We start from the raw sequence: 24,776 nt of genomic DNA on the forward strand, positions 1-24,776 counted from the left end.
AGCGCCAGGCGGCCCCAGGGCATGCCCGGCGGCATGCCCCTCTTGCACGACCATCCTCCCACATGAAACTGCGCTTTTTCTCGTCTGGTCCGGGACGTCGGTTCGCACTGGCCACCGTGGCTTCCGCCTGCTTTCTCGCGTTCCCGGCCGCCATGCCTGCCTCCGCCCTGGCCGCCGCCGCACCGCCCGCCACCACTTCCACCGCGACGCCGTCCGCGCCGCCGATGTCGACCGTCGGCCTGCTGGCTTCCGTGCCGGCACCCGCGATCGCGGCGCGCGCGTGGGTGACCATCGATGTCACCAGCGACCAGGTCCTGGCCGAGGAACGTTCGAGCGAACGCATCGAGCCCGCCTCGCTCACCAAGGTCATGTCGGCCTACCTGGTGTTCAACGCGCTCAAGGAAAAGCGCCTGACGCTGGCCCAGACGGTCAACGTGTCGCAGAAGGCGTGGCGCACGGGCGGCTCGCGCATGTTCATCGAGCCGCGCAAGCCCGTCACGGTCGAAGAACTGATCCGCGGCATGATCACGCAGTCCGGCAACGACGCCACCGTGGCGCTGGCCGAGGCCGTGGCCGGCAGCGAGGACGCGTTCGTCGCGCTGATGAACCAGGAAGCCGCGCGCCTGGGCCTGAAGGAGACGCACTTCACCAACTCCACGGGCCTGCCCGACCCGCAGCACGTGACCACCGTGCGCGACCTGGCCCTGCTGGCCAAGCGGCTGATCCAGGATCATCCCGATTACTACGGCTACTACAAGGAACGCCAGTTCACCTACAACAAGATCACCCAGCCCAATCGCAACCGGCTGCTGTGGGTGGATCCGTCGGTGGATGGCATGAAGACCGGCCATACCGATGCCGCGGGCTATTGCCTGATCGCCTCGGCGATGCGGGGCGACCGTCGCGTGCTGACGGTGCTGGTGGGCGCCTCGAGCGAGAACGCCCGGGCGCAGGAAAGCCTGAAGCTGCTGAATTGGGGCTTCCAGAACTTCGATACCGTCAAGGTCTACGACGCCAAGCAGGCGGTGGTGGAGCCCAAGGTCTGGAAGGGCAGCGTGGGCAAGGCCAAGCTGGGTTCGCCGTCGGCGATCTGGGTGACCGTGCCGCGCGGCCAGGCCGGCAACGTCAAGTCCACCATCGAACGCACCGATCCCCTGGTCGCGCCGCTGCAGGCGGGCCAGCAGGTGGGCACGGTCAAGCTGACCCTGAACGACAAGCCGGTGCGCGAAGTGCCGCTGACCGTGCTCGAACCCGTGGACGTGGCCGGCATCTTCGGCCGGGCGTTCGACGCGGTTCGTCTCTGGTTTCAGTGATCCCCCCTACGCGCTGACGCGCGCCCCCCAGGGGGCGATGTGGGTGGACCGGCAAAGCCGGATCCACCGCATCCTGGGTAACACCGGGGTGATGGCGGGTGTAGGATGGTGATCGTGCGGTATGTTTGTCCGGGCTCTCATTGTGGGGTTGGAATGATTCCTGGTATCGAGGGTGATCCTCGGGTCTATCTGAACGGCGAGTTCACGCCGTTGTCGCAGGCCAAGATATCCGTGCTGGACCGGGGGTTCATCTTCGGCGACGGGATCTACGAGGTCGTGCCGGTGTATGGGCGCAAGCCGTTCCGGATGGCGCAGCATCTGGCCCGGCTGGAGCGCAGCCTGGCCGCGATCCGGATTCCGAATCCGCATACGGTTCAGCAGTGGCAGGATCTGGTGGGCAAGCTGATCGAAACCTCGGATGCACAGGACCAGATCGTCTACCTGCAGCTGACCCGGGGCGTGGCCAAGCGTGACCATGCCTTTCCGGCGCAGGTAGTGCCCACGGTGTTCGGCATGAGCAGCCCGTTCGCGCGGCCCTCGGCGCAGGCGCGGGAAAACGGCGTGAAGACGGTCAGCATGCCGGACGAGCGCTGGCTGCATTGCGAGATCAAGTCCACCTCGCTGCTGGGCAACGTGCTGGCGCGGCAGTTCGCGGCCGATCGCGACGTGCCCGAGGTGGTGATGTTCCGCGACGGCCATCTTTCCGAGGGCTCGTCCAGCAACGTCTGGGTCGTCAAGGACGGCCGGCTGCTGGCGCCCCTGAAGGACAACCTCATCCTGGAAGGCATCCGCTACGGTTTCATCGAGGACATGGCCGCGGCCCGGGGCATTCCGCTGGAGATGCGGCAGATTTCCCGGGCCGAGGTCGACGCGGCCGACGAACTGATGCTGTCGTCGGCCACCAAGGAAATCCTGCCCGTCGTATCCCTGGACGGCAAGCCCGTCGGCAATGGCCGACCCGGGCCGGTCTATGCGCGGCTGCGCGAGGGATACGACGAGGCGATCGCAAGGCTTTGATTCATCATGGCAGATTTACCTGAAGTTCCCGATTCGCTGATCGAATACCCGTCGGACTTTCCGATCAAGGTCATGGGCGCCCATCACCCCGATTTCGTCGCGGTGCTGACCGAGGTCGTCCTGCGCCACGATCCCGGGTTCGACCCAGAAACGGTGGAAAGGCGGCCCAGCTCGGGTGGCAATTACCTGGGCCTGACCTTCATCGTGCGGGCCACCTCGCGCGAGCAGCTGGACGCCCTGTATCGCGAGCTGACCTCGCACCCCATGGTCAAGTACGTGCTGTAACGCCGCATGCTGATCCGCTGGCTGCCGTCCCCCGCCGACTACCACGAGACCTGGGAGGCCATGAAGGCCTTCACGGCCGCGCGCGGGCCCGAGACGCCGGACGAGATCTGGCTGGTGGAGCATCCGCCGGTCTTCACGCTGGGCCTGGCCGGCAAGCCCGAACACGTGCTGGCGCCGCGCGACGTGCCGGTGGTCAAGAGCGATCGGGGCGGGCAGGTGACCTACCACGGCCCGGGCCAGGTGGTGGCCTATGTGCTGCTGGACCTGAAGCGGGCGGGGTACTTCGTCAAGGAATACGTGGCGCGGGTGGAGCAGGCGGTGATCGACATGCTGGCCGGCCTGGGCCTGCCCGATGCGCGCCGCAAGCCGGACGCCCCCGGCGTCTACGTCGACTGGCCCCGGCCGCCCCAGGCGGCGCTGGAGCTGGCCAAGATTTCCGCGCTGGGCATCAAGGTCCATCGCGGCTGCACCTATCACGGCGTGGCGCTGAACGTGGCGATGGACCTGTCGCCCTTCACCTGGATCAACCCTTGCGGCTACGCGGGATTGAGGACCGTGGACCTGGCGTCCTGCGGTTGCGGGATCGGCCTGGAAGAGGCCGGCAACCGCCTGGCGCGCCACCTTGAACGGACGCTGACGGCCCGGGCGCCGGCAGGGGCTTTGGCCGCCCCGGCGCCGGCGGCGGTAGAATAAGGGTCTTTACTAATCCCGGCCCCCGGTTCTACCCCGGTCACGCCGAACAGGAACCAGTCGATGAGCTCTGTGCCCGAAACGTCCGCCGTGGGCGGCAATGCCGACGCACCCGTGGCGGCACCGGCCTACGATCCGCTGCAGAAGCAGAAATCCGAATCCAAGGTCTCGCGCATTCCCGTCAAGGTCGTGCAGGTGGAGCGGCTCAAGAAGCCGGAATGGATCCGCGTGAAGGCGGCGTCCCCGGGGTCGCGTTTCTACGACATCAAGCGCATCCTGCGCGAACACAACCTGCACACGGTGTGCGAGGAAGCCTCGTGTCCGAACATCGGCGAGTGCTTCGGCAAGGGCACGGCCACGTTCATGATCATGGGCGACAAGTGCACCCGCCGCTGTCCGTTCTGTGATGTGGGCCACGGCCGTCCCGATCCGCTGGACACCGACGAGCCCCTGAACCTGGCCCGCACCATCGCCGCGCTGAAGCTCAACTATGTCGTGATCACCTCGGTGGACCGCGACGACCTGCGCGACGGCGGCGCCGCCCACTTCGTGGAGTGCATCGCCAAGACGCGCGAGCTGTCGCCCTCGACCCGCATCGAGATCCTGGTACCCGACTTCCGCGGCCGCCTGGATCGCGCGCTGGCCATCCTGAACGCCGGCCCGCCCGACGTCATGAACCACAACCTGGAAACCGTGCCCCGCCTGTACAAGCAGGCGCGCCCGGGTTCGAACTACGAGCATTCGCTCAGGCTGCTGGCCGAGTTCAAGGCGCTGCATCCGGACGTGCCGACCAAGTCCGGCCTGATGCTGGGCCTGGGCGAGACCGACGAGGAGATCCTGCAGGTGATGCGCGACATGCGCGCGCACAACGTCGACATGATCACCATCGGGCAGTACCTGCAGCCTTCCGAGCACCACCTGCCGGTGCTGCGCTACGTGCATCCCGATACCTTCGCGATGTTCGAGCGCGAGGCCTACGCCATGGGTTTCACCCATGCCGCCGTGGGCGCGATGGTGCGTTCGTCCTACCACGCCGACCAGCAGGCGCACGCGGCGGGCGTTGCCTGACGCGTCCGGGTTCCGCCGCCGAGAACGAGGCCTTCGGGCCTCGTTTTTTTTCGCCCGTCGCCTGCGTGGGCGCTTGACACCCCCGGTCCGGCTCTTTACCATGTTTCTTACAAAGAAATTCTTTTCTTTTTAAAAGAACAAATGAGAGACAGGAGCGGGCCCCGTGCCCGCAATCTCCCCCGTCTCTCCCTCGTTCCCGGAATCTCGCGCCCATGCCGTGCAGGCAGGGGGACGCTCACGCTCGAACAAGGAGACACCATGTCATTCCCGCGGTTTTTCCCCGCCACCGTCTGGCGCGGCGGCGCCATCGTCCTCGCCTGCATGTCCGTTTGTGGCGTGTCGGTGGCCCAGACCTATCCCACCAAGCCCATCCGGCTGATCGTGCCGTTCGCGCCGGGCGGCGCGGTCGACATCGTCGGCCGCCTGATGGCGCAATCGCTGAACGAAAGCCTGGGCCAGGCCGTGATCGTGGAAAACCGCCCCGGGGCGGGTGGCCTGCTGGCCATGGAAGAAGTGGCGAAAGCCGCGCCCGATGGCTACACCCTCGCGGTGGGCGCGGCGGGGCCGCTCACGGTCAGCCCGGCCTTGTTCAAGGAGCGCAAGTTCGATCCGCTGGAGCGGCTCGATCCGGTGATCTGGTACGCCAGCACGCCAGGCATCCTGGTGGTGAATCCCGCGCTCAAGGCCGACAACGTGGCCGAGCTGATCGCCTTGTCCAAGTCCAGCCCGCGTCCGCTGGCCATGGGGTCGGCCGGCAGCGGCAGCATCAACCACCTGATGGGGGAGTATTTCCAGCAAGTGGCCGGCGTCAGCTGGATGCACGTGCCCTACAAGGGCAGCTCGCCCGCGCTGACCGACCTGGTCGGCGGCAACGTGCAGGTGATGATGGACATCGTGCCGACCGCCACGCCGCTGGTGAAGTCGGGCAAGCTGCGCGCCCTGGCGGTGACCACGCCCAAGCGTTCCAACATGCTGCCGTCGGTGCCCACCGTGGCCGAACTGGGATATCCCGGCTTCGACGCCAGTTCCTGGCTGTCATTGAACGCTCCACGCGGCACGCCGGCCGCCATCATCCAGAAGCTGAACCGCGCCCTGAACGAGGGCCTGGCCAAGGAGGAGGTCCGGCGCCGCATCACCGACATCGGCGCCGAGCCGGAAGGCGGTACGCCGGAGCGCGTCACGGCGCGCCTGAAGCTGGACATCCCGCGCTGGAGCAAGCTGCTGGAAACCGCGGGCGTCACGGTGCAATGAAGCGAACTCAAGGAGGCGGTATGGCATTGGCGAATCTGCATAACTGGAACGACCTGGCCCGGGAAACCGTACGCAAGGGCGTGGAGCGGGTCGGGTTCCGCGGCGACGACGTGATGTGCGTCATGAACTGGCTGACGCCGGGCATGGACACCAATCCGCACAGCCACACCTTCGAGCAACTGGTGATCATCGTGCAGGGCCGTGTGCGCTTCCACCTGGGCGACGAAGTGGTCGAGGGCGGCCCGGGCAGCATGATCCGCATCCCGCCGCACGTGGTGCACTATGCCGAGCCCGTGGGCGACGAGGTGGTCCTGAACCTGGACGTGTTCGCGCCGCTGCGCGAAGACTACAAGCACCTGGTCGAGTACCAGCGCGCCGAGTTCGAGTGACCATGGCCACCGCGAACCAGGCCTTCCGCGCCCGCCTGCGCGAGCGCGCGCCGCTGGGCGGGACGTTCATCAAGACACCCGCCTACCAGCACGTCGAGATCGCCGGCGGCGCCGGCCTGGACTTCGTCGTGCTCGATGCCGAGCATGCCGTGTTCGATCCGGCGCAGCTGGACCAGTGCGCGCTGGCCGCGCGCGCGGCCGGCACCGCGGCGGTCGTGCGCCTGCCCGACCCCGGTGCCGCCAGCGTGCTGCGCGTGCTGGACATGGGGGCCGCGGGCGTGCTGGTGCCGCACGTGGTCGATGCCGAGTGTGCCCGCGAGATCGTCGCGCGGACCCGCTACGCCGATGGCATGCGCGGCTACAGCAATTCGCCGCGCTCGGGCGGATATGGCGCGCTGCCCATGGCGCGGCACATGCGGGAAGCCGATGCCGGCGTCAGCGTGCTGTGCCAGATCGAGGACCGCGCGGGCGTGGACAACATCGCCGCGATCGCCGCCGTGCCCGGGGTCGATTGCCTGTTCATCGGACGCGCCGACCTGGCGGTTTCCTATGGCGTGACGGAACTCGATCATCCCCTGGTCGCGCAGGCGGTCGACACGGTGATCCAGGCCGGCGCGGCCGCCGGGGTCGCCGTCGGCATTTTCCTTCCCGATGCCGACGCGCTGGCCGCCTACGCCGCGCGCGGCGTCAGCCTGTTCGTGATCGGCTCGGACCAGGGCTGGCTGCGCGCCGCCGCGCTGGGCCTGGGCGGGCGCATGGCCGCGGCCTTTCTTCAAACATCGGAGTGCAACCCATGAATACTTCTGTCGTCGCAACCCCGGCCACCGAGCTGGATCCCCGGGTCGAAAACCTCGTCAAGGGCGCCATCGACCTGCATTGCCACAGCGGCCCGTCGGTGATGGCCCGTTACCTGGACCACCTGGAGGCCATGCGGGAAGCCTCCGAGGCCGGCCTGAAAGCCGTGCTGCTGAAGGACCACTATTACTCGGCCACCCCCGTCACCTATCTGCTGAACAAGCATTTCAGCAACCTGGGCGTGCTCATGCTGTCCGGCGTGCCGCTGAACAACGCGGTGGGAGGCCTGAACGTGCACGCGGTCGAGCACGGCATCAAGCTGGGAGCGCGCCTGGTGTGGATGCCGACCTTCTCGTCGGCCAATCACATCGACCACCACAAGCAGGATCACAAATTCACCGAGAAATTCCCGCAGACCAAGAAGAAGATGATCGACCCGGTGCCGCTGACGGTGCTGGATGCCGGCGGCAAGCTCAAGGACGAGGTCAAGGACATCCTCGACCTGATCGCCGAGGCCGACGTGGTGCTGTCCGCGGGGCACCTGCACATCTCGGAGATCTGGCCGCTGTTCGACGAAGCCCGCAAGCGCGGCGTCAAGCGTCTGCTGGTCAACCATCCCACCTACGTGGTGGATGCCACGCTCGACGACATGAAGGTGCTGGCCCGCGACGGCGTCTACATGGAGCACTCGATGTGCATGTGGGTGCCCGGCTCCAAGTTCAAGTTCTACGAACCGGAGTTCCTGCGCCAGATCATCGAGGCCGGCACGGTGGACCGGACCATACTGGGCTCGGATCTCGGCCAGCAGGGCAATCCGCGGATCGTGGACGGTTTCCGCCACGTGATCCGGACCTGCCTAGACCTGGGCTACTCCGAGGCGGATGTTCGTAAAATGACCTCCACTAACGCATCCGCCCTGATGGGTATCTGAGGAGAAGCATGAGGACCAGCGCCGCAAAGAAGACGGAACCGGAAGCACCCGCGACCTCGGCCAAGGGAGCGGGGCCCGCGCTGCTGGAGTCGGTGGCCATCGTCTTCACGATACTCGACCAGTTGGCCGCGGCACGGCGTCCGCTGGGCGTGACCGAGCTGGCGCTGGCCATCGACGAGCCCAAGCCGCGCGTCTACCGGCACCTGGCTTCCCTGCGGCAGATCGGCATCGTCGAACAGGATCTGGTCAGCGAGAAATACCGGCTGGGCGCCAAGCTGGTGTCCTACGGAATCGCCGCGGGCGAGCAGTTCGACCTGCGGCTGATCGCCGATCCCTACCTGACGCAGCTGCGCGACCAGACCAGCCAGACGGCGCTGCTGTCCGCGGTCACCGAGGACTCGGCGCTGGTCATCTCATCGGTGGAGTCGACCAACCAGGTCTGCATCACCGTCAAGCCCGGCAACCGCGTGCCGCATCACTGCTCGGCCCAGGGCCGGATCGTGCTGGCCTACTGCGATGCCGCCACGCAGCGCAAGATCCTCCGGCGCGAGCTGCAGGCCTACACCGACCGCTCCATGGTCGAACCTGCGCGCATCCTGGAACGCCTGGCGTTGATACGCGAGCGGCTGTTCGAAGAAGCCAACGGCGAGGTGCTGGAAGGCATCAACGTGCTGGCCGCGCCCATTTTCCGCGGCTCGGAAAAGAGCGACGAGCTGGTGGGCATCATCGGCGTGATCGGCGCGAGCAAGGACGTGCCTTCGCCGCCGCCGCCCGGCATGGTGAAGCTGGTGCAGCAGGCCGCCGCCGCGCTGACCGAGCGCCTGAACGGGGTTTCCTACAAGCACCTGGGGCTGGCCGGCGCCGGGAAGAATTGAAGCGGCCGCGTGCCCGGCCGACATCCGAAGAGAATTCGATGTCCAGACTCGAAGTGGCGGTGGGATCGCTGCCCTTGAAGAACCCCGTGATCTGCGGATCGGGGGAACACACCATGACGGCCGACGGTATCCGCGCCGCCCTGCGGGCGGGCGTGGGCGCCGTGGTCGCCAAGTCCGTCAATGAATCGGCCGCGGCCAGGCAGCAACTGGACCGTACCGACTACGCGCTGCTGGGCAGCGACTGGCGCCGGCTGCCTTGGAACTTCGCGCCGCCCGCCGACGCGCAACTGCTGTGCCGCTCGGGCCTGATCCAGCTGGAGTTCGAACCCTGGATGGAGCAACTGGTCGCGCTGGATCGCGAAGCCGCGGCGCAGGGCGCCTACGTCATCCCCAGCCTGATCCTGAGCGATCTCGACCAGTGCGCGCGCTATGCGCGGGCCATCGAGCAGATGGGCCTGCGGGTGCTGGAAGTGAACATCGGCGCGCCCCACGGCGAGGAGGCCGCGCGCGGCGCCATCGTGCTGGAACGCAGCAGCGAACGCATCACGACCATCGTCCGCACGCTGCGTGCCGCGACCCGGCTGCCGCTGTGGATCAAGCTGACCGGGCAGAGCGAGGACGTCGCGGCCCTGGCCGAGGCGGCCAGACAGGCGGGCGCGGACGCGGTGGTGATGATGGGACGCTTCATGGGCTTCCTGCCCGATCTCGACACCGAGGCGCCCGTGCTGGGCACGTCGGCCGCGCTGGGCGGCGGCTGGGCGCTGCCGCTGACGGCACGCTGGCTGGCGCTGAGCCGCAAGCGGCTGGGGCCGGACTACCCCCTGCTGGCCACCAACGGCGCGCGCAGCGGCCTCGACGTGGCCCGGTTCCTGCTGGCGGGCGCCTGTGCCACCGAGATGACCTCGGCGGTGTTCACCGGGGGGTACGAGGTGCTGGCGCGCAGCGTGCGAGAGCTGGACGAGTACGTGCAGGGCCGGGGCAAGCGCGCCGCCGACCTGCTGGGCGTGGCGGCCGACCGGCTGGCGTCCTATGCCGACCAGGCCTCGCGGCCCGGGTACTGGCAGACCTTCGTGCCGCCCGCGGCGGCCTGAGCCGTCGCAACAGGCAGCCCTGGGGCTGCCTTGTTCCCGGGTCAGGCCGCGGCCAGCGCCTGGTCCAGGTCGTCGATCAGGTCATCCAGGTGCTCGATGCCGATGGACAGCCGCAGCATGTCCTCGCTCACGCCGGCCTTCTTCAGCTCGTCGGCATCCAGCTGGCGGTGGGTGGTGGACGCGGGATGCGTGGCCAACGAACGCGCATCGCCGATGTTGACCAGTCGCGTGAAGAGCTTGAGCGCATCCAGCACCCGGGCGCCGGCCTCGCGGCCGCCGGTCTTCAGGCCGAACGACAGGATGCCCGAGGCGCGTCCGCCCATGTAGCGCTGCGCCAGGTGGTGGTCGGGGTGGCCGGACAGGCCGGCGTAGTTGACCCAGCCGACCTTGGGGTGGTCCTGCAGGTATTGGGCGATGGCCTGGCTGTTGTCGCAGATGCGGTCCATGCGCAGGGGCAGGGTCTCGATGCCTTGCAGCACCAGGAAAGCGTTGAAGGGCGACAGCGCGGCGCCGGTGTTGCGCAGCGGCACGACCCTCGCGCGGCCGATGAAGGCCGCCTCGCCCAGGGCTTCGGTGTAGACCACGCCGTGGTACGAAACGTCGGGCTCGTTCAGCCGGCGGAAACGATCCTTGTGCTTCGCCCAGGGGAACTTGCCGCTGTCGACGATGGCGCCGGCCATGCTGTTGCCGTGGCCACCCATGTACTTGGTCAGCGCGTGCACGACGATGTCGGCGCCGTGCTCGAACGGCCGGCACAGGTAGGGGCTGGGGACGGTGTTGTCCACGATCAGGGGGATGCCGTGGGCGTGCGCGATGTCCGCCAGCGCGGCGATGTCGGTGACGTTGCCCAGCGGGTTGCCCACCGACTCGCAGAAGATGGCCTTGGTCCGCGCATCGATCAGCGGGGCGAACGACGCGGGATCGGACGGGTCGGCGAAGCGCGTCTCCAGGCCCTGCTGCGGGAAAGTATGGGCGAACAGGTTGTAGGTGCCGCCATACAGCGTGCTGGCCGCGACGATGTTGTCGCCGGCTTCGGCGATGGTCTGTATCGCGTAGGTGATGGCCGCCATGCCCGATGCCAGCGCCAGCGCGCCCACGCCGCCTTCGAGCGCGGCCACGCGCTTCTCCAGCACGTCGGTGGTGGGGTTCATGATGCGGGTGTAGATGTTGCCCGGCACCTTCAGGTCGAACAGGTCGGCGCCATGCTGCGCGCTGTCGAAGGAGTAGGCGACCGTCTGGTAGATGGGCACGGCCACCGCGTGGGTCGTGGGCTCGGGGCTGTAGCCGGCGTGTACCGCCAGGGTTTCTATTTTCATGGGGCTGTCTCCGCAGTTCCGCTTCGATGAACGGCGCATTATGCGCGAGGATGCGCTTCGGAGACAGCCCCGGGTTCGCGTATCACTCCATCCTGATTCCGCGCGATTCGATCAACTCGCGCCCGCTCTTGATTTCCGAGGCGAGATAGTCGCGCAGTTCGGCGGGCGATCCGCCTATGGGCTCGGCGCCGATCGAGGCCAGCGTGCCTTGCACCTTGGGCGTCTTCAGCGCGTCGCGCATGGCGCGGTTCAACTTGTCGATCACGGCGGGCGGCGTGCCGGCCGGCGCGAAGGCGGCGAACCACGGCGTCAGTTCATAGCCGGGCAGGCCGGCCTCGGCCACCGTCGGCACGTTGGGCAGCGCGGCCGAACGCTTGCTGGTGGTGACCGCGATGGGGACGAGCTTGCCGGCATCGATGTGCGGCTTGGACGAGGTGATGCTGTCGAACATGTAGTCGACCTGTCCGCCCAGCATGTCGGCGATCGCCGGGCCGCTGCCCTTGTAGGGCACGTGCAGCATCTGCACGCCGGCCATCTTGGCGAAGAGCTCGCCCGCCAGGTGGATGGAGGTTCCCACGCCGGCCGAGGCATAGGTGTACTTGCCGGGATGCGCCTTGGCGAGCGCGATGACTTCCGGCACGGTCCTGGCCTGGATGCGCTGGGGATTGACCACCAGTACGTTGGGCACGACGGCCAGCAGCGAAATGGGCGCGAAATCCTTGACGGGGTCGTAGGCCATGTCGGGATACAGCGCGGGGTTCACCGCCATGCCGTTGGCCACGATCATGATGGTGTAGCCGTCCGGCCTGGCGCGCGCCACCGCGGTGGCGCCGATGTTGCCGCCGGCGCCCGCGCGGTTCTCGATCACGAAGGACTGGCCCAGGCTCTTGCCCATGGCTTCGCCCAGCGTGCGCGCGATGTTGTCCATGGCGCCGCCCGGCGGGAAGGGAACGATCCAGCGGACCGGGTGGTCCGGGTAGCCGTCGCCCGCGGCCGCCGCCGCGAGCGGCAGGGCAAACAGGGCGGCCAGGGCCAGGGCGGACGTCGTCTTGTGCAGGGGTTTCATCGTTGTCTCCGATATGGATAGTAGATGCGGATGGGCCGCCGGGACGCTCAGTGAATGGACGAGGGGTGGCGGGCCAGCGGCGTGACGTGGATCTCCATGTAGGGAAACAGCGGCAGCGACGACAGCAGGGTGTGCAGCTCGTCGTTGTCGGCCACGTCGAAAATGCTGTAGTTGGCGTACTCCCCCACCACGCGGTAGAGGTGCGGCCATTTGCCCTGCCGCTGCAGGCCTTGGGAATAGGCTTTCTCCGTGGCCTTCAGCGCATCGGCTTCTTCCTTGGGCATGGAGGGCGGCAGGCGGACATCCATGCGGACGAGGAACAACATGTGACTCTCCTGGTGATAGGGCGCTTCAACGGTCGCGGCGGTAGCGCGTCAGTTTTTCTTCATCGAGCGCCAGTCCCAGCCCCGGCGCGGTGGGCAGCGTCATCGAGAATTCCTGATAGGCAGGACGTTGCTGGACGACGTCGTCCACCAGCAGCAAGGGGCCGAACAGCTCGGTGCCCCATTCAAGACGGGGCAGGGTGGCGAAGGCGTGCGCGGCGGCCACGGTGCCTATGCTGCCTTCGAGCATGGTGCCGCCGTACAGCGCCATGCCCGCGGCATCGCCGACGGCGGCGGTGCGCAGCACGTCGTAGAGGCCGCCCGACTTGGAGATCTTCAGGGCCAGCACGTCGGCTGCGCCCAGGCGGGCGAGGTCCATGGCGTCCTCAGGGCTGTGGACGGCCTCGTCGGCCATGATGGGCACGACGAAACGCGCGGCCAGCCTGGCCATGCCGGCGCGATGGGCGCGGGGAAGCGGCTGCTCGATCAGATCCACGCCGGCCGCTTCCAGCCGGGCGATGCCGGTGGCCGCCTGCGACTCGCTCCAGGCCTGGTTCACGTCCACGGTCACGCGTGCCCGCGTACCCAGCGCCTGCTTGATGGCGCACACGTGGGCCACGTCCTCGGCCACGGAGCGGCGGCCGATCTTCAGCTTGAAAGTGTCGTGCCGCCGTGCGGCCAGCAGGGACTCGGCCTCTTCGATGTCGCGCCGGGTATCGCCGCTGGCCAGTGTCCAGAGCACGGGAACGGCGTCGCGCACGGCGCCGCCCAGCAGCTTCGAGACCGGTACGCCCAGCCGCTTGCCCTGCGCGTCGAGCAACGCCGTCTCGAGCGCCGACTTGGCGAAGGTGTTGCCGCGCGCCACCCGGTTCATGCGCCGAGCGGCGGCCAGCACGTTCGAGGCATCCTGCCCCAGCAGCGCCGGGGCCAGGTAGGTGTCGATGGCGAGCTTGATGCCTTCGGGGCTTTCCTCGCCGTAGCTCAGCCCGCCTATGGTGGTGGCTTCTCCCAGCCCCTCCGCGCCGTCGGAGCAGCGCAGGCGCACGATGACCAGCGTCTGCACGTTCATGACCGTCATCGCCAACTGATGGGCACGGATGGTGGGCAGGTCGACCAGGATGGCCTCGATCGACTCGATACGTGGGAAAACCATACTTTTCCGGTTTGTTTGGTTCGGGAAGCCAGTATGGGATTCGATTTTTCCTGAGTCCAAGACTATATTTGGCGTTTTCAATACCCTGAAGGTATCGATGGACGTCAGGCAACTCCGCTACTTCCAGGCCGTGGCGCAGGAAATGAACGTGACGCGCGCGGCCGAGAAACTGCACATGGCGCAACCGCCGCTCAGCCGCCAGATACGCGCGCTGGAAGACGAACTGGGAGTGCTTCTGTTCGAGCGCACCGGCCGATCGCTGCGATTGACCGAGGCCGGCCGCTTCCTGCTCGAACACTCGCTGCAATTGACCGCGCGCCTGCAGGAGATCACCGAGGCCACCCGGCGCCTGGGCCAGCAGGGACGGCGCTGGTTCGGCGTGGGCTTCGTGCCGTCCACGCTGTACGGATTCGTGCCGGAGCTGATCCGCCGCCTGCGGGGCGCGGACCGGCACGTCGAGGTGGGTCTGTCGGAGCTGACGACATTGCAGCAGATGGAAGCGCTCAAGGCGGGCCGCATCGACATCGGCTTCGGGCGCATTCTTTTCGACGACCCCGACATCGAACGCAAGGTACTGATGGCCGAGCCGCTGGTCGCGGTGGTGGCGCGCGCCCATCCACTGGCCCGGCGCGCGCGCCGCGGGGTGGATGCGGCCGAGTTGGCCGCGCAGCCTTTCATCCTGTATCCGGCGCGGCCGCGGCCCAGCTACGCCGATCACGTGCTGGGCCTGTTCCGCGCGGCAGGCCATGGGCTGGACGTGGTCCAGGAGGCCAACGAACTGCAGACCGCCATCGGACTGGTCGCCGCCGGCCTGGGCGTGACCGTGGTGCCCGCGTCGGTGCAGCGCCTGCAGCGCGAAGACATCGTCTATGTGCCGCTGGACAGCCCCGGATTCACCTCGCCGGTGATCGTAAGCCGCCGCCGGGACGACCGGTCACCGTTCCTGCTGCAGGCCGGCGCGCTGGCCGATGAGCTGGCGGCCGAGGAACTGCGCGCGCATGCGCGCTAGGTTCATGCGCCTTCCAGGCTGATGCTGCCCTTGGCGGCCGAACGGGTGCCGGGCAGCGGACGGTTGCTGGCGGCGTGGTAGGTGAACACCGCCGAGAACTTCACCTCGTCCGTGGCGTTGCGGTCGGCCGCGTGCAGGGTATTGCAGTGGAAAAACATCACATCGCCCGCATGCAGCTCCGGCACGATGGCGCGCTCGATGACCGCGCGGTTGGCGGGCAGGTCGTCGCGGAAGAACTTGCGTTCATCGAAGCGCGAGGCATCGAAGCTTTCCCGGTGCGATCCCGGCACCAGGTGCAGCGCGCCGTTGCGGTCCACTTCGTCGCCCAGCGCCAGCCAGATCGAGACCATGTCGTCGCGCTGGAACGACCAGTAGCGGAAGTCCCGGTGCCAGCCCGTGAGCGTGCCGTAGCGCGGATGCTTGGTCATGACGCAGTTGTGATGGGCCAGCGACAGCTTGGCCGGTTCGCCGAAGTACGCCGCCATCCAGTCGCGGATGGGCGCACAGGTCGCGTACTGCCGATAGGCCTCGTCGCGCGACCACGCATCCAGCAGCCGCCGCACCGTCCGCCCGCCCTCGGCCTCGCGCGAAGTCGGCGCGCCCGGATAACCCAGGTCCGCCTCGTACTCGATGGGCTCGATATGGGCATTGAGCTGCGCGCGCGCGATCTGCAGCAGCGCCGCGCAGGCGTCGTCATCCAGGAAATTGCGCACCACCACCAGACCATCCCGGCGCAGTGCCGCGATCTGTTCATCGCGTGACAGGCTAGCCATGCTGCTCTAACACAAAAGAAGAAAAATCAGCTGCCTAGGATACGCTGAATTCCTTCGAAAAACGCTTGCGCCCTTGCCCGTCTGCTGGATCTGGCGGGCTGGGTTTTCGCGGGCTGGCGGTCCAGCGTGGGTTTGAAGGGAGGACGAGTCCCGATCGGCGCGCGTGAATTGGATAGAAGCGGGGCGGGTTGAGTATGATGGTTTGGCGATGACAGCGGTTGTTCTGTTGGGCGGCGTGGATCGTTGAAAAAAAACGGTGGATTTTGTGAGGACGGTTTTTTCTTTTTAAAACAAGTGCTTAGGGTTGGTTGGTGTTCCCCGCGAGAGTGGGGAGGTTACTCGGGTGTATGCCTGATCTTGGCCAAGGGTGCATTTGTGCAGTAGCCAATTCGCCTGTAGAAATACCTTGAATTAAATACCCATATTGGGTAAATTCATTCCCAATATGGGTATGTTTTGCTTCACCATGCACTCTAACTTGGCCGATGCCCTATTCCCTCGAACCAAACAGCGCGTGTTGGGATTGCTGTTCGGCCAGCCTTGGCGCAGTTTCTATGCCAGCGAGGTGATGGGAATCGTGGCCAGTGGCTCCGGCGCGGTTCAGCGTGAGTTGGCGGCCTTGGCTCAGAGCGGCCTGGTCACCGTCAAGGCTGTTGGCAATCAAAAGCACTATCAGGCCAACCCAGACTCCCCGATTTTTGAGGAACTGTGTGCGATCGTGCAGAAGACGATAGGGTTGGCAGAACCTTTGCGCAGTGCTCTTCGGCCTCTGGAGCGTCGAATCACCGCGGCGTTTGTCTACGGTTCTGTTGCGAAGAAAATGGACACGGCGCGAAGCGACATTGATCTTATGCTTGTGAGCGATGACGTGAGCTACGGAGATGTCTTTGAAGCATTGGAAGAGGCAAGCCACACACTGGGGCGGCCAGTGAACCCCACTATCTTGACTCGCGCGGAATTCTTGAAGCGGGTGACCGTACAGGAGTCTTTCCTTTCCCGAGTGCTGGATCAGCCCAAGCTCTGGATCCTGGGAGGCCCCGACGACCTCCCCGTTTGAGAGCCTGACCGGCCCAGGCAAGCCGCTCAAGGCGGAGCCGCCGGACGCCAAGGAATTCGACGGCTTGAAGAGGTCAGGTCATGCGAGGCTGAAGGACGCACTCAATTCGTCCCTGTCCATCGAGAGCCGTTTCGATCTGGCCTACAACGCCGCCCACGCACTTTGCCTGGCTGCGCTGCGATGGAACGGGTATCGGTCAACAAATCGCTATCTGGTTTTCCAATTGCTACCCCACACATTGGGTCTCGGACCGGCGGTCTGGCGAGTGCTCTCGAAGTGTCACGACATCCGTAATCTCGGTGAGTATGAAGGAGATTTGAGTGTCGATGATCGGATCGTCACAGACCTTGTGGCGGCGTGCCAGGTAGTGGCTGACAAGGTCGATGCCCTTGCTCCGCTAGGTTCTGTCCGCTGAGAAATAAGCTGCAATGTCTGGTTGACATGACGAGTTGAAGCCTGTTCTTTCGGCTTTCTAACGAGTTGAGTTTCCTGGAAGAAAGTTGGTAGATTTTTGGCGTCCGATTTTCTCTTTTGAAAACAATCGGTTATGTTTGGTGTGTTCCCCGCGAGAGCGGGGATGAACCGGTTTCATCGAACGCCTGCCCCATTGCTTCTAGGTGTTCCCCGCGAGAGCGGGGATGAACCGTACAGCGCACGCTCCATGCCGGTGAACCCCATGTGTTCCCCGCGAGAGCGGGGATGAACCGTCATCGCTCCCATTCCGCAGCCATGGCCTCCCGTGTTCCCCGCGAGAGCGGGGATGAACCGCCCGCCGGCGCAACGAGCAGGTGGAGGCCGCAGTGTTCCCCGCGAGAGCGGGGATGAACCGAGGACCGACATGACCTACATCGTGAACACCAGGTGTTCCCCGCGAGAGCGGGGATGAACCGTGACGGAAATTGGAATACTGCACGTAGAAATCGTGTTCCCCGCGAGAGCGGGGATGAACCGCCGGCGCACGTTCTCCCGGCGGCGTTTGATGAGTGTTCCCCGCGAGAGCGGGGATGAACCGTCAACTTGAATGATGACGTGCGCGCGGTGTTTGTGTTCCCCGCGAGAGCGGGGATGAACCGCCGTACCCGATCAGCTGGGCCGAACAGGCCACGTGTTCCCCGCGAGAGCGGGGATGAACCGCGGCGGACGATTTCCTCGATTTCGGCATCGGTGTGTTCCCCGCGAGAGCGGGGATGAACCGGCTATCGGATGTGCGAATCGAGCCGAAGTCGCGTGTTCCCCGCGAGAGCGGGGATGAACCGTGTGGGAATTCAATTGGCGCGATGCGGTGTGGGTGTTCCCCGCGAGAGCGGGGATGAACCGCTACGCAGGACCACGGCGCGGTGCTCGGTGAGGTGTTCCCCGCGAGAGCGGGGATGAACCGGCGATGGCGCCCAGGGCGGTCAGCGACACGCCGTGTTCCCCGCGAGAGCGGGGATGAACCGATGAAATCCTGAAGTACCAGAAAAGTGACTGCGTGTTCCCCGCGAGAGCGGGGATGAACCGTTGAAATATTCGCCAGCCTTGGTGACACAGGCGTGTTCCCCGCGAGAGCGGGGATGAACCGCCGGGACCGAGGTCACGATCGCAACCGGTTCCGTGTTCCCCGCGAGAGCGGGGATGAACCGCACGTGCGCATGACCTTCGGGAATGTGTCCGCGTGTTCCCCGCGAGAGCGGGGATGAACCGAACAGCGCGGCGCCGCCGGCGAACGCTTCGACGTGTTCCCCGCGAGAGCGGGGATGAACCGATCTCCGGCCAAATCGCGGGGAACCAAATCGCGTGTTCCCCGCGAGAGCGGGGATGAACCGCTGTATCGCTGGGAGAACAGCAGGGCGCTGACCGTGTTCCCCGCGAGAGCGGGGATGAACCGTCCAGCCGTTCCGCGTTGAAGCGGGCGAGCACGTGTTCCCCGCGAGAGCGGGGATGAACCGAATCAAGCACTTACGATTGCTTGTGACAACCCGTGTTCCCCGCGAGAGCGGGGATGAACCGATCCATATGGCCAGAGTCTTGTCCGTGGCCCTTTCTGTGCGTGAGCCAGCATAAGCCACTGCCACACGCCGTAGACGGACACTCGCACAAGGATTATGGTATTCACTAGTATTACCTTCGAATATACATCCCATCATGGCCAAGACCATCAAAGCTCAATGACGACTTGAAAGCTCGCATACATCGCCTTGCAGATCAGCGGGACCGTTCGGCCCACTGGATCATGCGCGAAGCAATCACGCAGTACGTGGAGCGCGAAGAAAAGCGCGAGGCGTTCAAGCAGGATGCGATGCGTGCATGGAATGACTATCAGGCCAACGGATTGCACGTGACGCTTGAAGAAGCGGATGCCTGGCTGGCGAAGCTCGAAGCGGGTGAGGATGCGGAGCCACCCAAGTGCCACGAGTGATATGGACGCCACTGGCACTAGACGATGTGCAGAACCTATATCGCTTTCACGCGCAGAAGGATATAAGCGCCGCGCGACGTGCCGTACAAGCAATCCGCACCGGGGTGGGGATGCTTGCCAAGCAGCCGCGCGTCGGTCGTCCGATCAAAGACATGGACGCGGAGTTTCGTGAATGGCTTATCGATTTCGGGCAACGCGGCTATGTTGTCCTATATCGATTGCATGGCGAAACCGCGTCCATTTGGCTGTGCGCCCTCAAAAAGAAGTAGGGTATTGAGAAGAAGTTCTCTGCGTGAGCGGGCAGTCCGGGACAAATAACGAAGCCGGCTTGCTGTAACCTCCAACGGCCCGGCAGGATTGACTGGCGCCGAGGCTGCCCAACTGGTCGGCCTATCCGACAGTCGTACCGTTCGCCGTTGGACCGGCGGCCAATCGGATATCCCGTTCGCCGCCTGGGCGATCTTTGCGAAGCCGCAGGCTTGGGAATCATCTGGTGACGGGCTCGTGTGGCGTATTCCGCTCTGGATGAATAGTAGGACGGTGTCCAGAGTCCACGACGAGGCGGGACACTCTGTTCTGTTCGCACGTTCTACCCCGCAATCCCAAGACGGCGATAAGCCATCTTGCGGTCTCTAATCCGTTGGTGGCTGGCTAGCTCCTGCCGGGATAACCCGATTTGTATCCGCTTTTATCAAAATGTTATCTTGATGAAAAACCATCATTGAACCGTCATGCCCTCGCCGCCGTCATGCGGCCCTTTGATGGCGTAATGAAAAACGGAGTCTCCGCATCGTGTAGTCATGGCTGACCTGTCGCTGAAATACTGGGGGAAAGCGAAGCCGTCGAAGAACGGTTCGATCGGTTGGCATCTGTTGCCATACCACTGCCTGGACGTGGCCGCTTGTGGCGTCGCTTATCTCCGGCGCGCTTCGTCGCTTCGCCGCCTGCTTTGTGCCCGCCTGGCCATGAACGCCGAGCAGTTGGAAGGGTGGGTCGCTTTCTGGCTCGTTCTGCACGATCTGGGCAAGTTCGCCACGACTTTTCAGGGCCAGCGCAACGATATCCTGCTGAAGCTGCAGGGCCGGGAAAGCCGCCATGGCTATTCGATCCGGCACGATACGCTTGGGCTGGTCTACTGGTCGTCGGTGCTGGAGGGCGAAGCGATCGGCGAGGGCTGGTTCGGTCCCAACAGCGTCTCGCTGATGCGCGCGATTGATCATTGGGTGCGCGCAGTGACTGGCCATCATGGCCAGCCTCCTTCCGAGAGCGTGGAGAACCCCTGGCCCCACTTCGTGAATCCGGACGATCATCGGGCCATTCGGCAATTCGTCGATCACATGCGCGAATTGTTTCTCGCGGACATGGATTGGGAAGCTCCTTGTTTTGTCGATGTCGACGCGTTCGAGGACGCCAGCCGTGAGCTCTCCTGGTGGATAGCCGGGGTGGCAGTACTTGCGGATTGGGTCGGCTCCAACCAGGATTATTTTCCGTATCGGGACGACGAGGTTTCGCTTGCGGAGTATTGGACGCGGGCGCAGGAGCTTGCTGCCGACGCTTGTGAAGCTATCGGTGTTCTGCCTGTCGAAGCCCGCCAGCGGGCCACCTTCATCGAGTTGTTCCCAGCGTTGACGCAACCGTCTCCATTGCAAGCCTGGGCGAGCGAGGTTTCCTTGCACGGCGGTCCGCAGATTCACCTGTTGGAAGACGTCACCGGCGCGGGCAAGACCGAGGCCGCCATGATGCTGACCCACCGGCTGATGAGTGCCGGGGCGGCAGACGGTTTCTTCATCGGCCTGCCCACCATGGCCACGGCCAACGCCATGTACGGCCGCCTGAGTCATTTCTATGTCCGGCTATTCGAGGGCCTGGCCAGCCTGGTGCTGGCGAACGGCCAGCGCGAACTGGTGGAGGCCTTTGCCGCCTCGGTCCTGAGTCCCGGGCCCGCCGAGCACGATCAGGCGCAGGGGGATGAAACGGCCTCGGCCCGTTGCACTGCCTGGCTGGCCGACCACAACAAGCGCGCGCTGCTGGCGCCGGCTGGCGTGGGCACCATCGATCAGGCCTTGATGGCGGTGCTGCAGGGCAAGCATCAGTCCTTGCGGCTGTTGGGCCTGTTCCGCAAGGTACTCATCATCGACGAGGTTCATGCTTGCGATGCCTACATGCAGGGCGTGTTGGAGGTCCTGCTCCGCGCGCATGCGTCGGCGGGCGGCAGCGCGATCCTGCTTTCTGCCACGTTGCCCGAGCGCATGAAGCGTGCCTTGCTGGCGGCGTTCGCGGCGGGCTGTCGTCACGACCCACCCGAGTTACCCGTCGAGGCGGACTATCCCCTGATCACGAGCTGGCGCGCGGACCAGCCGCGGCAGGTGGCGACCCGTTGCGTGGAAACGCGGGCGGACGTCAGCCGGACGGTGAAGATACGCTACGTATCGGACCAGGACGAGGTGGTTGCCGGCATCCGCCGTGCGCTGGCGGCGGGGCGCTGTGTTTGCTGGGTGCGCAACACGGTCGCGGATGCCATGGCCGCCCATGCGCTGTTCGCCGATGAGCTGGACGCAGAGCATCTCATGCTCTTTCATGCGCGCTTCACCTTGCGCGATCGGTTGGACATGGAGGCGCGCGTCCTGGATCACTTTGGCGCGTACAGCACCGCGGAACAGCGCCGCGGACGGCTGGTCATCGCGACGCAGGTCGCCGAACAATCACTTGATGCCGACTGGGACTGGATGATCAGCGATCTGGCACCCATCGATCGTCTCATCCAGCGGGCGGGTCGCCTGCAACGCCATCGGCGCGACGCATGGGGCAATCGCCTGGCCGATTCCGCTGAACCCGATGGCCGCGATCAGCCGTGCCTGTGGGTGTTGGGGCCGGCCTGGACGGAGGAGCCCGGTTCGACCTGGTTCAAGGATGCCTTCCCCAAGTCGGTGAAGGTCTATCGCCATCATGGCCAGTTGTGGTGGACGGCCCGCTTCATGCAGGAAGGCCAACTGCGCATGCCTGCCGATGCGCGGCGGTTGATCGAAGGCGTGTTCGCGGAGGACGTGGAAATGCCGGCTGGTCTGCAGTTCACGGCCAATGAGGCGATCGGCGCGGAGAGCAGCGAGGCCTCTCACGCGCATCGAAACACCATCAAGCTGGATGTCGGTTATGTCTGGCGAGGAGAGCACTGGTGGTCGGATGCGCAGACCCCCACGCGTTTGGGCGAGCCCAGTGCAAACGTGGTGCTGTGCAGGTGGGAGGGTGATCGCGTGGTGCCATGGAGTGTTCACGAGCAACTCCGGCATGCCTGGTCCTACAGCACGGTACGGGTGCCGGAACGGTTGGTCGCGGAAGCCGTTCCGCCGGAAGACCCGCAGCGCTTGCAGGTTTGGGAAGCCGCCCGGTTGACGTTGCCGGATCAGGGGAAGTGGTCGGTGTTGCTGGTTTTGGAGCGGGTGGGGGGCGATTGGGTGGGGAGCGCTATGGGGAGGGAGGGGGACGAGAAGTTGGTGGTGCGACAGTGGGTTTATGACGGGAGGTTCGGGTTGCTTGCACTCCCGTTCGGGAGAGAGTGAACGAGGGTAGGGGACACCCTCGTTCCATCCCCGCTCGTGCGGGGAACAGTTTGCCCGTAGCAACGCATACGGTTCATCCCCTTGTGTGTTCGCCTGCTGTAGGGGATCCCCTAATTATCGCACTCTCGGATATCGCCCCCTCCTCAAATATTTTCGAGCAACGCATACTTAGTTTCTGTTGACGAATCGAGAGTGCGTGTCTAGAATGCCTCCATTGTTCAAGATAGGGGGGAGTGCGATGTCACTGCTAACCGATGCATGGATGCCCGTACGCGACCGTTCAGGAAAGCGCCGCTGGATCGCCCCCAGCGAGCTGACGTCCCCGGACCTGATCGCCTTCGACGCGGATCGCGCGGATTTCAACGGTGCCCTGGCTCAGTTCGCCATCGGCCTGTTGTCCACGCACGCTCCCCTGAACAAGGCTCGCGACTGGGAGCGCTGGTTCGCTTCGCCTCCCGACGCCAGCAAGCTGCAATCCTGGTGGGAAGGCAACATTGCCTATTTTACCTACGACGGTGACGGCGCGCGTTTCATGCAGGATCACGCGCTGGCGGCCAAGGCCGATTTCGGAATCTCGGGGCTGTTGATCGATTCCCCGGGCGAGAACGCGATCAAGAACAACAGCGACCATTTCGTCAAGCGTGGCCGCATCGAGCGCCTTTGCCCGCACTGCGCGATAACGGCCTTGCTGACCTTGCAGATCAACGCTCCCGCGGGGGGCGCCGGACACCGCACGGGCTTGCGAGGTGGGGGGCCGCTGACGACCTTGCTGGCCTGCGAACCGGCCAGGTCGCTGTGGCACGATCTGTGGCTGAACGTCATGGAACCGCCGGAACGCGATGCGCACGGCGGCGACATCAAGAAGTTCGCGCCGCACTTTACCTTCCCATGGCTGGCGCCGGTCGAGGCGATCCAACCCGATCAGGGCGAGACGAATCCCGTCCAGACCCATCCCATGCATATCTTCTGGGCGATGCCGCGGCGGATCAGGCTGGATTTCGACAGTACCGTCGAAGGCACATGCGACATCTGCCATCGGACCCATTCCGGGCTGCTGACCCAATATGCCACGGCCCCCTATGGGTTCAACTACAAGGGGCCTTGGGATCATGTGCTGTCGCCCTACTATCAGCTCAAGGGCGATTGGCTGCCGTTGCATCCGCAACCCGGGGGATTCGGCTATCGCCATTGGCTGCCCTGGCTGGTGGGAGTGAGCGATGACAAGGCCTCCCAGCGTCCGGCCCGTGTGGTGGCCCACTTCCGAACCAGCCACAGGGAGCGCCAGGCGGGAGCCACTCTCAGTCTGTGGGCCTTTGGTTTCGATATGGACAACATGAAGGCCCGATGCTGGTACGAAGCGCGATTGCCCGTGTACAGCCTTGAGGATTGCGGCCCGAGTGAAATCAAGCGTTTGCAATTCACTCTTCAAAGCTGGCTGGCTGGCGCCAGGGATAGCGTCTATGTCCTGCGCAGTGCTGTCAAGACGGCCTGGTTCAGCGGCGAGGCCCGAGGCGATTACAGCGCGGTGGACGCTGCGTTCTGGAACCGAACCGAAGCGGCATTCTATGAACTGCTCCGACAACTGATCCACGCCATCCGTTCGGGGGCGAGCGACGTCGATCTGGAAGGGCTTGGCCAGTCGTGGCTGAACACATTGCAGCAGGCCAATTTTGCTCTGTTCGATGACGTGTTCGTCGGGGCGGGAGCAATCGACCGCAGCAATCCGCGCCGCGTTGCGGCGGCCAACAAATTGCTGCGCGCCACCATGTTCGGCGAAAAACTGAGGAAAACACTGAACCTGCCTGTCGAGCCTGCAAAGCCCGCCGCAAACAGGCAGTCCAAAACCCAGCATGAGCAGGAGGCGTGATGCCCTTGACCCTGAATTCTGATAGCCCCGAAGGGCAATCCATCCGGCGCTGGCTGGCCTATCTGGACGAATACGACAAAGGGGGGCGAGCGCAGTTGCGCCGAGCTTCTTCGGTGCTCGATGCCATCATGTGCCCCGCAGTGCATCGCTTGCGCCACCAGTTGGAGGAACTTCATCCGGGAGCGTTCAGTAATCAACGCGCCGATCGCCTGGCCATGGCTTGCGCGTTGATGGCGCGTCTGAAGCAGCCCGTCGGCCGCCTTGCCTTGCCGTTGGCCATGAGCGAGCGTGTGGCGGGCTCTGATCGCAATGCCGTCAGCGAGTTACGTTTTCGCCGACTGCTCGATGCACACAACGACGAAGCTTTGTTCACGGGGCTGCGTCGGATGCTGCCCTTGATCGATGGTCTCGTATGCCCGGTTCTGCTCGCCCGCGATGTCGTGTTCTGGGGCGACAAAGTGAAACGCGCCTGGGCGTATGACTATTACCGCTGGCCCAACTAGGCCAGCCTTGCCCACTCGCCCATCCGCTTCATCCCACTTGCGCTGTACA

Annotated in this window: 23 protein-coding genes and 1 CRISPR repeat array; of the genes, 18 read left to right on the forward strand and 5 right to left on the reverse strand. The window is 65.2% G+C overall.

The window, feature by feature from the left end:
• Positions 1–152 precede the first annotated feature (152 nt).
• The 11 genes from CDO46_RS01375 to CDO46_RS01425 all read left to right on the forward strand — a co-directional run bounded on the left by CDO46_RS01375 (position 153) and on the right by CDO46_RS01425 (position 9,705).
• Positions 153–1,313, forward strand: coding sequence for a D-alanyl-D-alanine carboxypeptidase family protein (locus CDO46_RS01375; protein WP_254914538.1), 1,161 nt, complete (start codon positions 153–155; stop codon positions 1,311–1,313).
• Between the two features lie 153 nt (positions 1,314–1,466).
• Entirely contained in the window at positions 1,467–2,330 is an 864-nt protein-coding gene (locus CDO46_RS01380; protein ID WP_087836784.1) for a D-amino acid aminotransferase, read from the forward strand.
• Positions 2,331–2,336: 6 nt separating this feature from the next.
• Positions 2,337–2,615, forward strand: coding sequence for a DUF493 family protein (locus CDO46_RS01385; RefSeq protein ID WP_087836785.1), 279 nt, complete (start codon positions 2,337–2,339; stop codon positions 2,613–2,615).
• Positions 2,616–2,621: 6 nt separating this feature from the next.
• The gene (gene lipB, locus CDO46_RS01390; RefSeq protein WP_087836786.1) at positions 2,622–3,308 is read left to right on the forward strand and encodes a lipoyl(octanoyl) transferase LipB; all 687 of its coding nucleotides are present in this window, start codon (positions 2,622–2,624) and stop codon (positions 3,306–3,308) included.
• A gap of 60 nt (positions 3,309–3,368) precedes the next feature.
• On the forward strand, positions 3,369–4,373 hold the full coding sequence (lipA, locus tag CDO46_RS01395; protein ID WP_087836787.1) for a lipoyl synthase: 1,005 nt from the start codon (positions 3,369–3,371) through the stop codon (positions 4,371–4,373).
• Between the two features lie 258 nt (positions 4,374–4,631).
• Positions 4,632–5,624 carry a tripartite tricarboxylate transporter substrate binding protein gene (locus CDO46_RS01400; protein ID WP_176400634.1) on the forward strand — a complete coding sequence of 331 codons (993 nt, stop codon included), beginning with the start codon at positions 4,632–4,634 and terminating at the stop codon, positions 5,622–5,624.
• Positions 5,625–5,644: 20 nt separating this feature from the next.
• Entirely contained in the window at positions 5,645–6,013 is a 369-nt protein-coding gene (locus tag CDO46_RS01405) for a cupin domain-containing protein (protein WP_087836789.1), read from the forward strand.
• A gap of 2 nt (positions 6,014–6,015) precedes the next feature.
• Complete coding sequence (locus CDO46_RS01410) at positions 6,016–6,810, forward strand: HpcH/HpaI aldolase/citrate lyase family protein (protein ID WP_087836790.1); 795 nt, start codon at positions 6,016–6,018, stop codon at positions 6,808–6,810.
• Positions 6,807–7,739 carry a DUF6282 family protein gene (locus CDO46_RS01415; protein ID WP_087836791.1) on the forward strand — a complete coding sequence of 311 codons (933 nt, stop codon included), beginning with the start codon at positions 6,807–6,809 and terminating at the stop codon, positions 7,737–7,739. The genes CDO46_RS01410 and CDO46_RS01415 overlap by 4 nt, the downstream gene beginning before the upstream one ends.
• A gap of 8 nt (positions 7,740–7,747) precedes the next feature.
• Positions 7,748–8,614 carry an IclR family transcriptional regulator gene (locus CDO46_RS01420; RefSeq protein WP_087836792.1) on the forward strand — a complete coding sequence of 289 codons (867 nt, stop codon included), beginning with the start codon at positions 7,748–7,750 and terminating at the stop codon, positions 8,612–8,614.
• Positions 8,615–8,652: 38 nt separating this feature from the next.
• Entirely contained in the window at positions 8,653–9,705 is a 1,053-nt protein-coding gene (locus tag CDO46_RS01425; protein WP_087836793.1) for a hypothetical protein, read from the forward strand.
• 41 nt (positions 9,706–9,746) lie between these two features.
• On the opposite strand, the gene CDO46_RS01430 is transcribed toward CDO46_RS01425, so the two are convergent.
• From CDO46_RS01430 to CDO46_RS01445, 4 genes are all read right to left on the reverse strand, one after another.
• Positions 9,747–11,021 carry an O-acetylhomoserine aminocarboxypropyltransferase/cysteine synthase family protein gene (locus CDO46_RS01430; RefSeq protein ID WP_087836794.1) on the reverse strand — a complete coding sequence of 425 codons (1,275 nt, stop codon included), beginning with the start codon at positions 11,019–11,021 and terminating at the stop codon, positions 9,747–9,749.
• An 82-nt stretch (positions 11,022–11,103) separates the two neighbouring features.
• Positions 11,104–12,087 (reverse strand): tripartite tricarboxylate transporter substrate binding protein, encoded by a 984-nt coding sequence (locus CDO46_RS01435; protein WP_087836795.1) that lies wholly within the window; start codon positions 12,085–12,087, stop codon positions 11,104–11,106.
• A 47-nt stretch (positions 12,088–12,134) separates the two neighbouring features.
• A complete protein-coding gene (gene catC, locus CDO46_RS01440; protein WP_087836796.1) occupies positions 12,135–12,413 on the reverse strand; it encodes a muconolactone Delta-isomerase in 279 nt (92 codons plus the stop codon).
• Positions 12,414–12,438: 25 nt separating this feature from the next.
• Positions 12,439–13,563, reverse strand: coding sequence for a muconate/chloromuconate family cycloisomerase (locus tag CDO46_RS01445; RefSeq protein ID WP_087836797.1), 1,125 nt, complete (start codon positions 13,561–13,563; stop codon positions 12,439–12,441).
• Positions 13,564–13,660: 97 nt separating this feature from the next.
• Between CDO46_RS01445 and CDO46_RS01450 the strand changes: the two genes are divergently transcribed.
• Entirely contained in the window at positions 13,661–14,572 is a 912-nt protein-coding gene (locus CDO46_RS01450; protein WP_087836798.1) for a LysR family transcriptional regulator, read from the forward strand.
• Between the two features lie 2 nt (positions 14,573–14,574).
• On the opposite strand, the gene CDO46_RS01455 is transcribed toward CDO46_RS01450, so the two are convergent.
• Entirely contained in the window at positions 14,575–15,345 is a 771-nt protein-coding gene (locus CDO46_RS01455) for a phytanoyl-CoA dioxygenase family protein (RefSeq protein ID WP_087836799.1), read from the reverse strand.
• A 478-nt stretch (positions 15,346–15,823) separates the two neighbouring features.
• Here CDO46_RS01455 and CDO46_RS01460 point away from each other — a divergent pair, with 478 nt between their 5' ends.
• From CDO46_RS01460 to casB, 6 genes are all read left to right on the forward strand, one after another.
• Positions 15,824–16,402, forward strand: coding sequence for a nucleotidyltransferase domain-containing protein (locus tag CDO46_RS01460; protein WP_254914539.1), 579 nt, complete (start codon positions 15,824–15,826; stop codon positions 16,400–16,402).
• A gap of 556 nt (positions 16,403–16,958) precedes the next feature.
• Positions 16,959–18,391: a CRISPR direct-repeat array (repeat unit 29 nt; unit sequence GTGTTCCCCGCGAGAGCGGGGATGAACCG).
• Positions 18,392–18,614: 223 nt separating this feature from the next.
• Complete coding sequence (locus CDO46_RS01470) at positions 18,615–18,800, forward strand: CopG family ribbon-helix-helix protein (protein ID WP_254914540.1); 186 nt, start codon at positions 18,615–18,617, stop codon at positions 18,798–18,800.
• Between the two features lie 26 nt (positions 18,801–18,826).
• Positions 18,827–19,069 (forward strand): type II toxin-antitoxin system RelE/ParE family toxin, encoded by a 243-nt coding sequence (locus CDO46_RS01475; RefSeq protein ID WP_217896287.1) that lies wholly within the window; start codon positions 18,827–18,829, stop codon positions 19,067–19,069.
• Positions 19,070–19,600: 531 nt separating this feature from the next.
• Entirely contained in the window at positions 19,601–22,357 is a 2,757-nt protein-coding gene (locus tag CDO46_RS01485; protein WP_087836803.1) for a CRISPR-associated helicase/endonuclease Cas3, read from the forward strand.
• 238 nt (positions 22,358–22,595) lie between these two features.
• Positions 22,596–24,224: a type I-E CRISPR-associated protein Cse1/CasA gene (gene casA, locus CDO46_RS01490; protein ID WP_176400635.1), complete on the forward strand. Its 1,629-nt coding sequence runs from the start codon at positions 22,596–22,598 to the stop codon at positions 24,222–24,224.
• Positions 24,224–24,727, forward strand: a complete 504-nt coding sequence (casB, locus tag CDO46_RS01495) for a type I-E CRISPR-associated protein Cse2/CasB (RefSeq protein WP_087836805.1) — start codon at positions 24,224–24,226, stop codon at positions 24,725–24,727. Before casA ends, casB begins: the two co-directional genes overlap by 1 nt.
• Positions 24,728–24,776: the final 49 nt, after the last annotated feature.

Origin of the sequence: Pigmentiphaga sp. NML030171, assembly GCF_002188635.1 — a bacterium.
GTDB classification, from domain to species: Bacteria; Pseudomonadota; Gammaproteobacteria; order Burkholderiales; family Burkholderiaceae_B; genus Pigmentiphaga; species Pigmentiphaga daeguensis.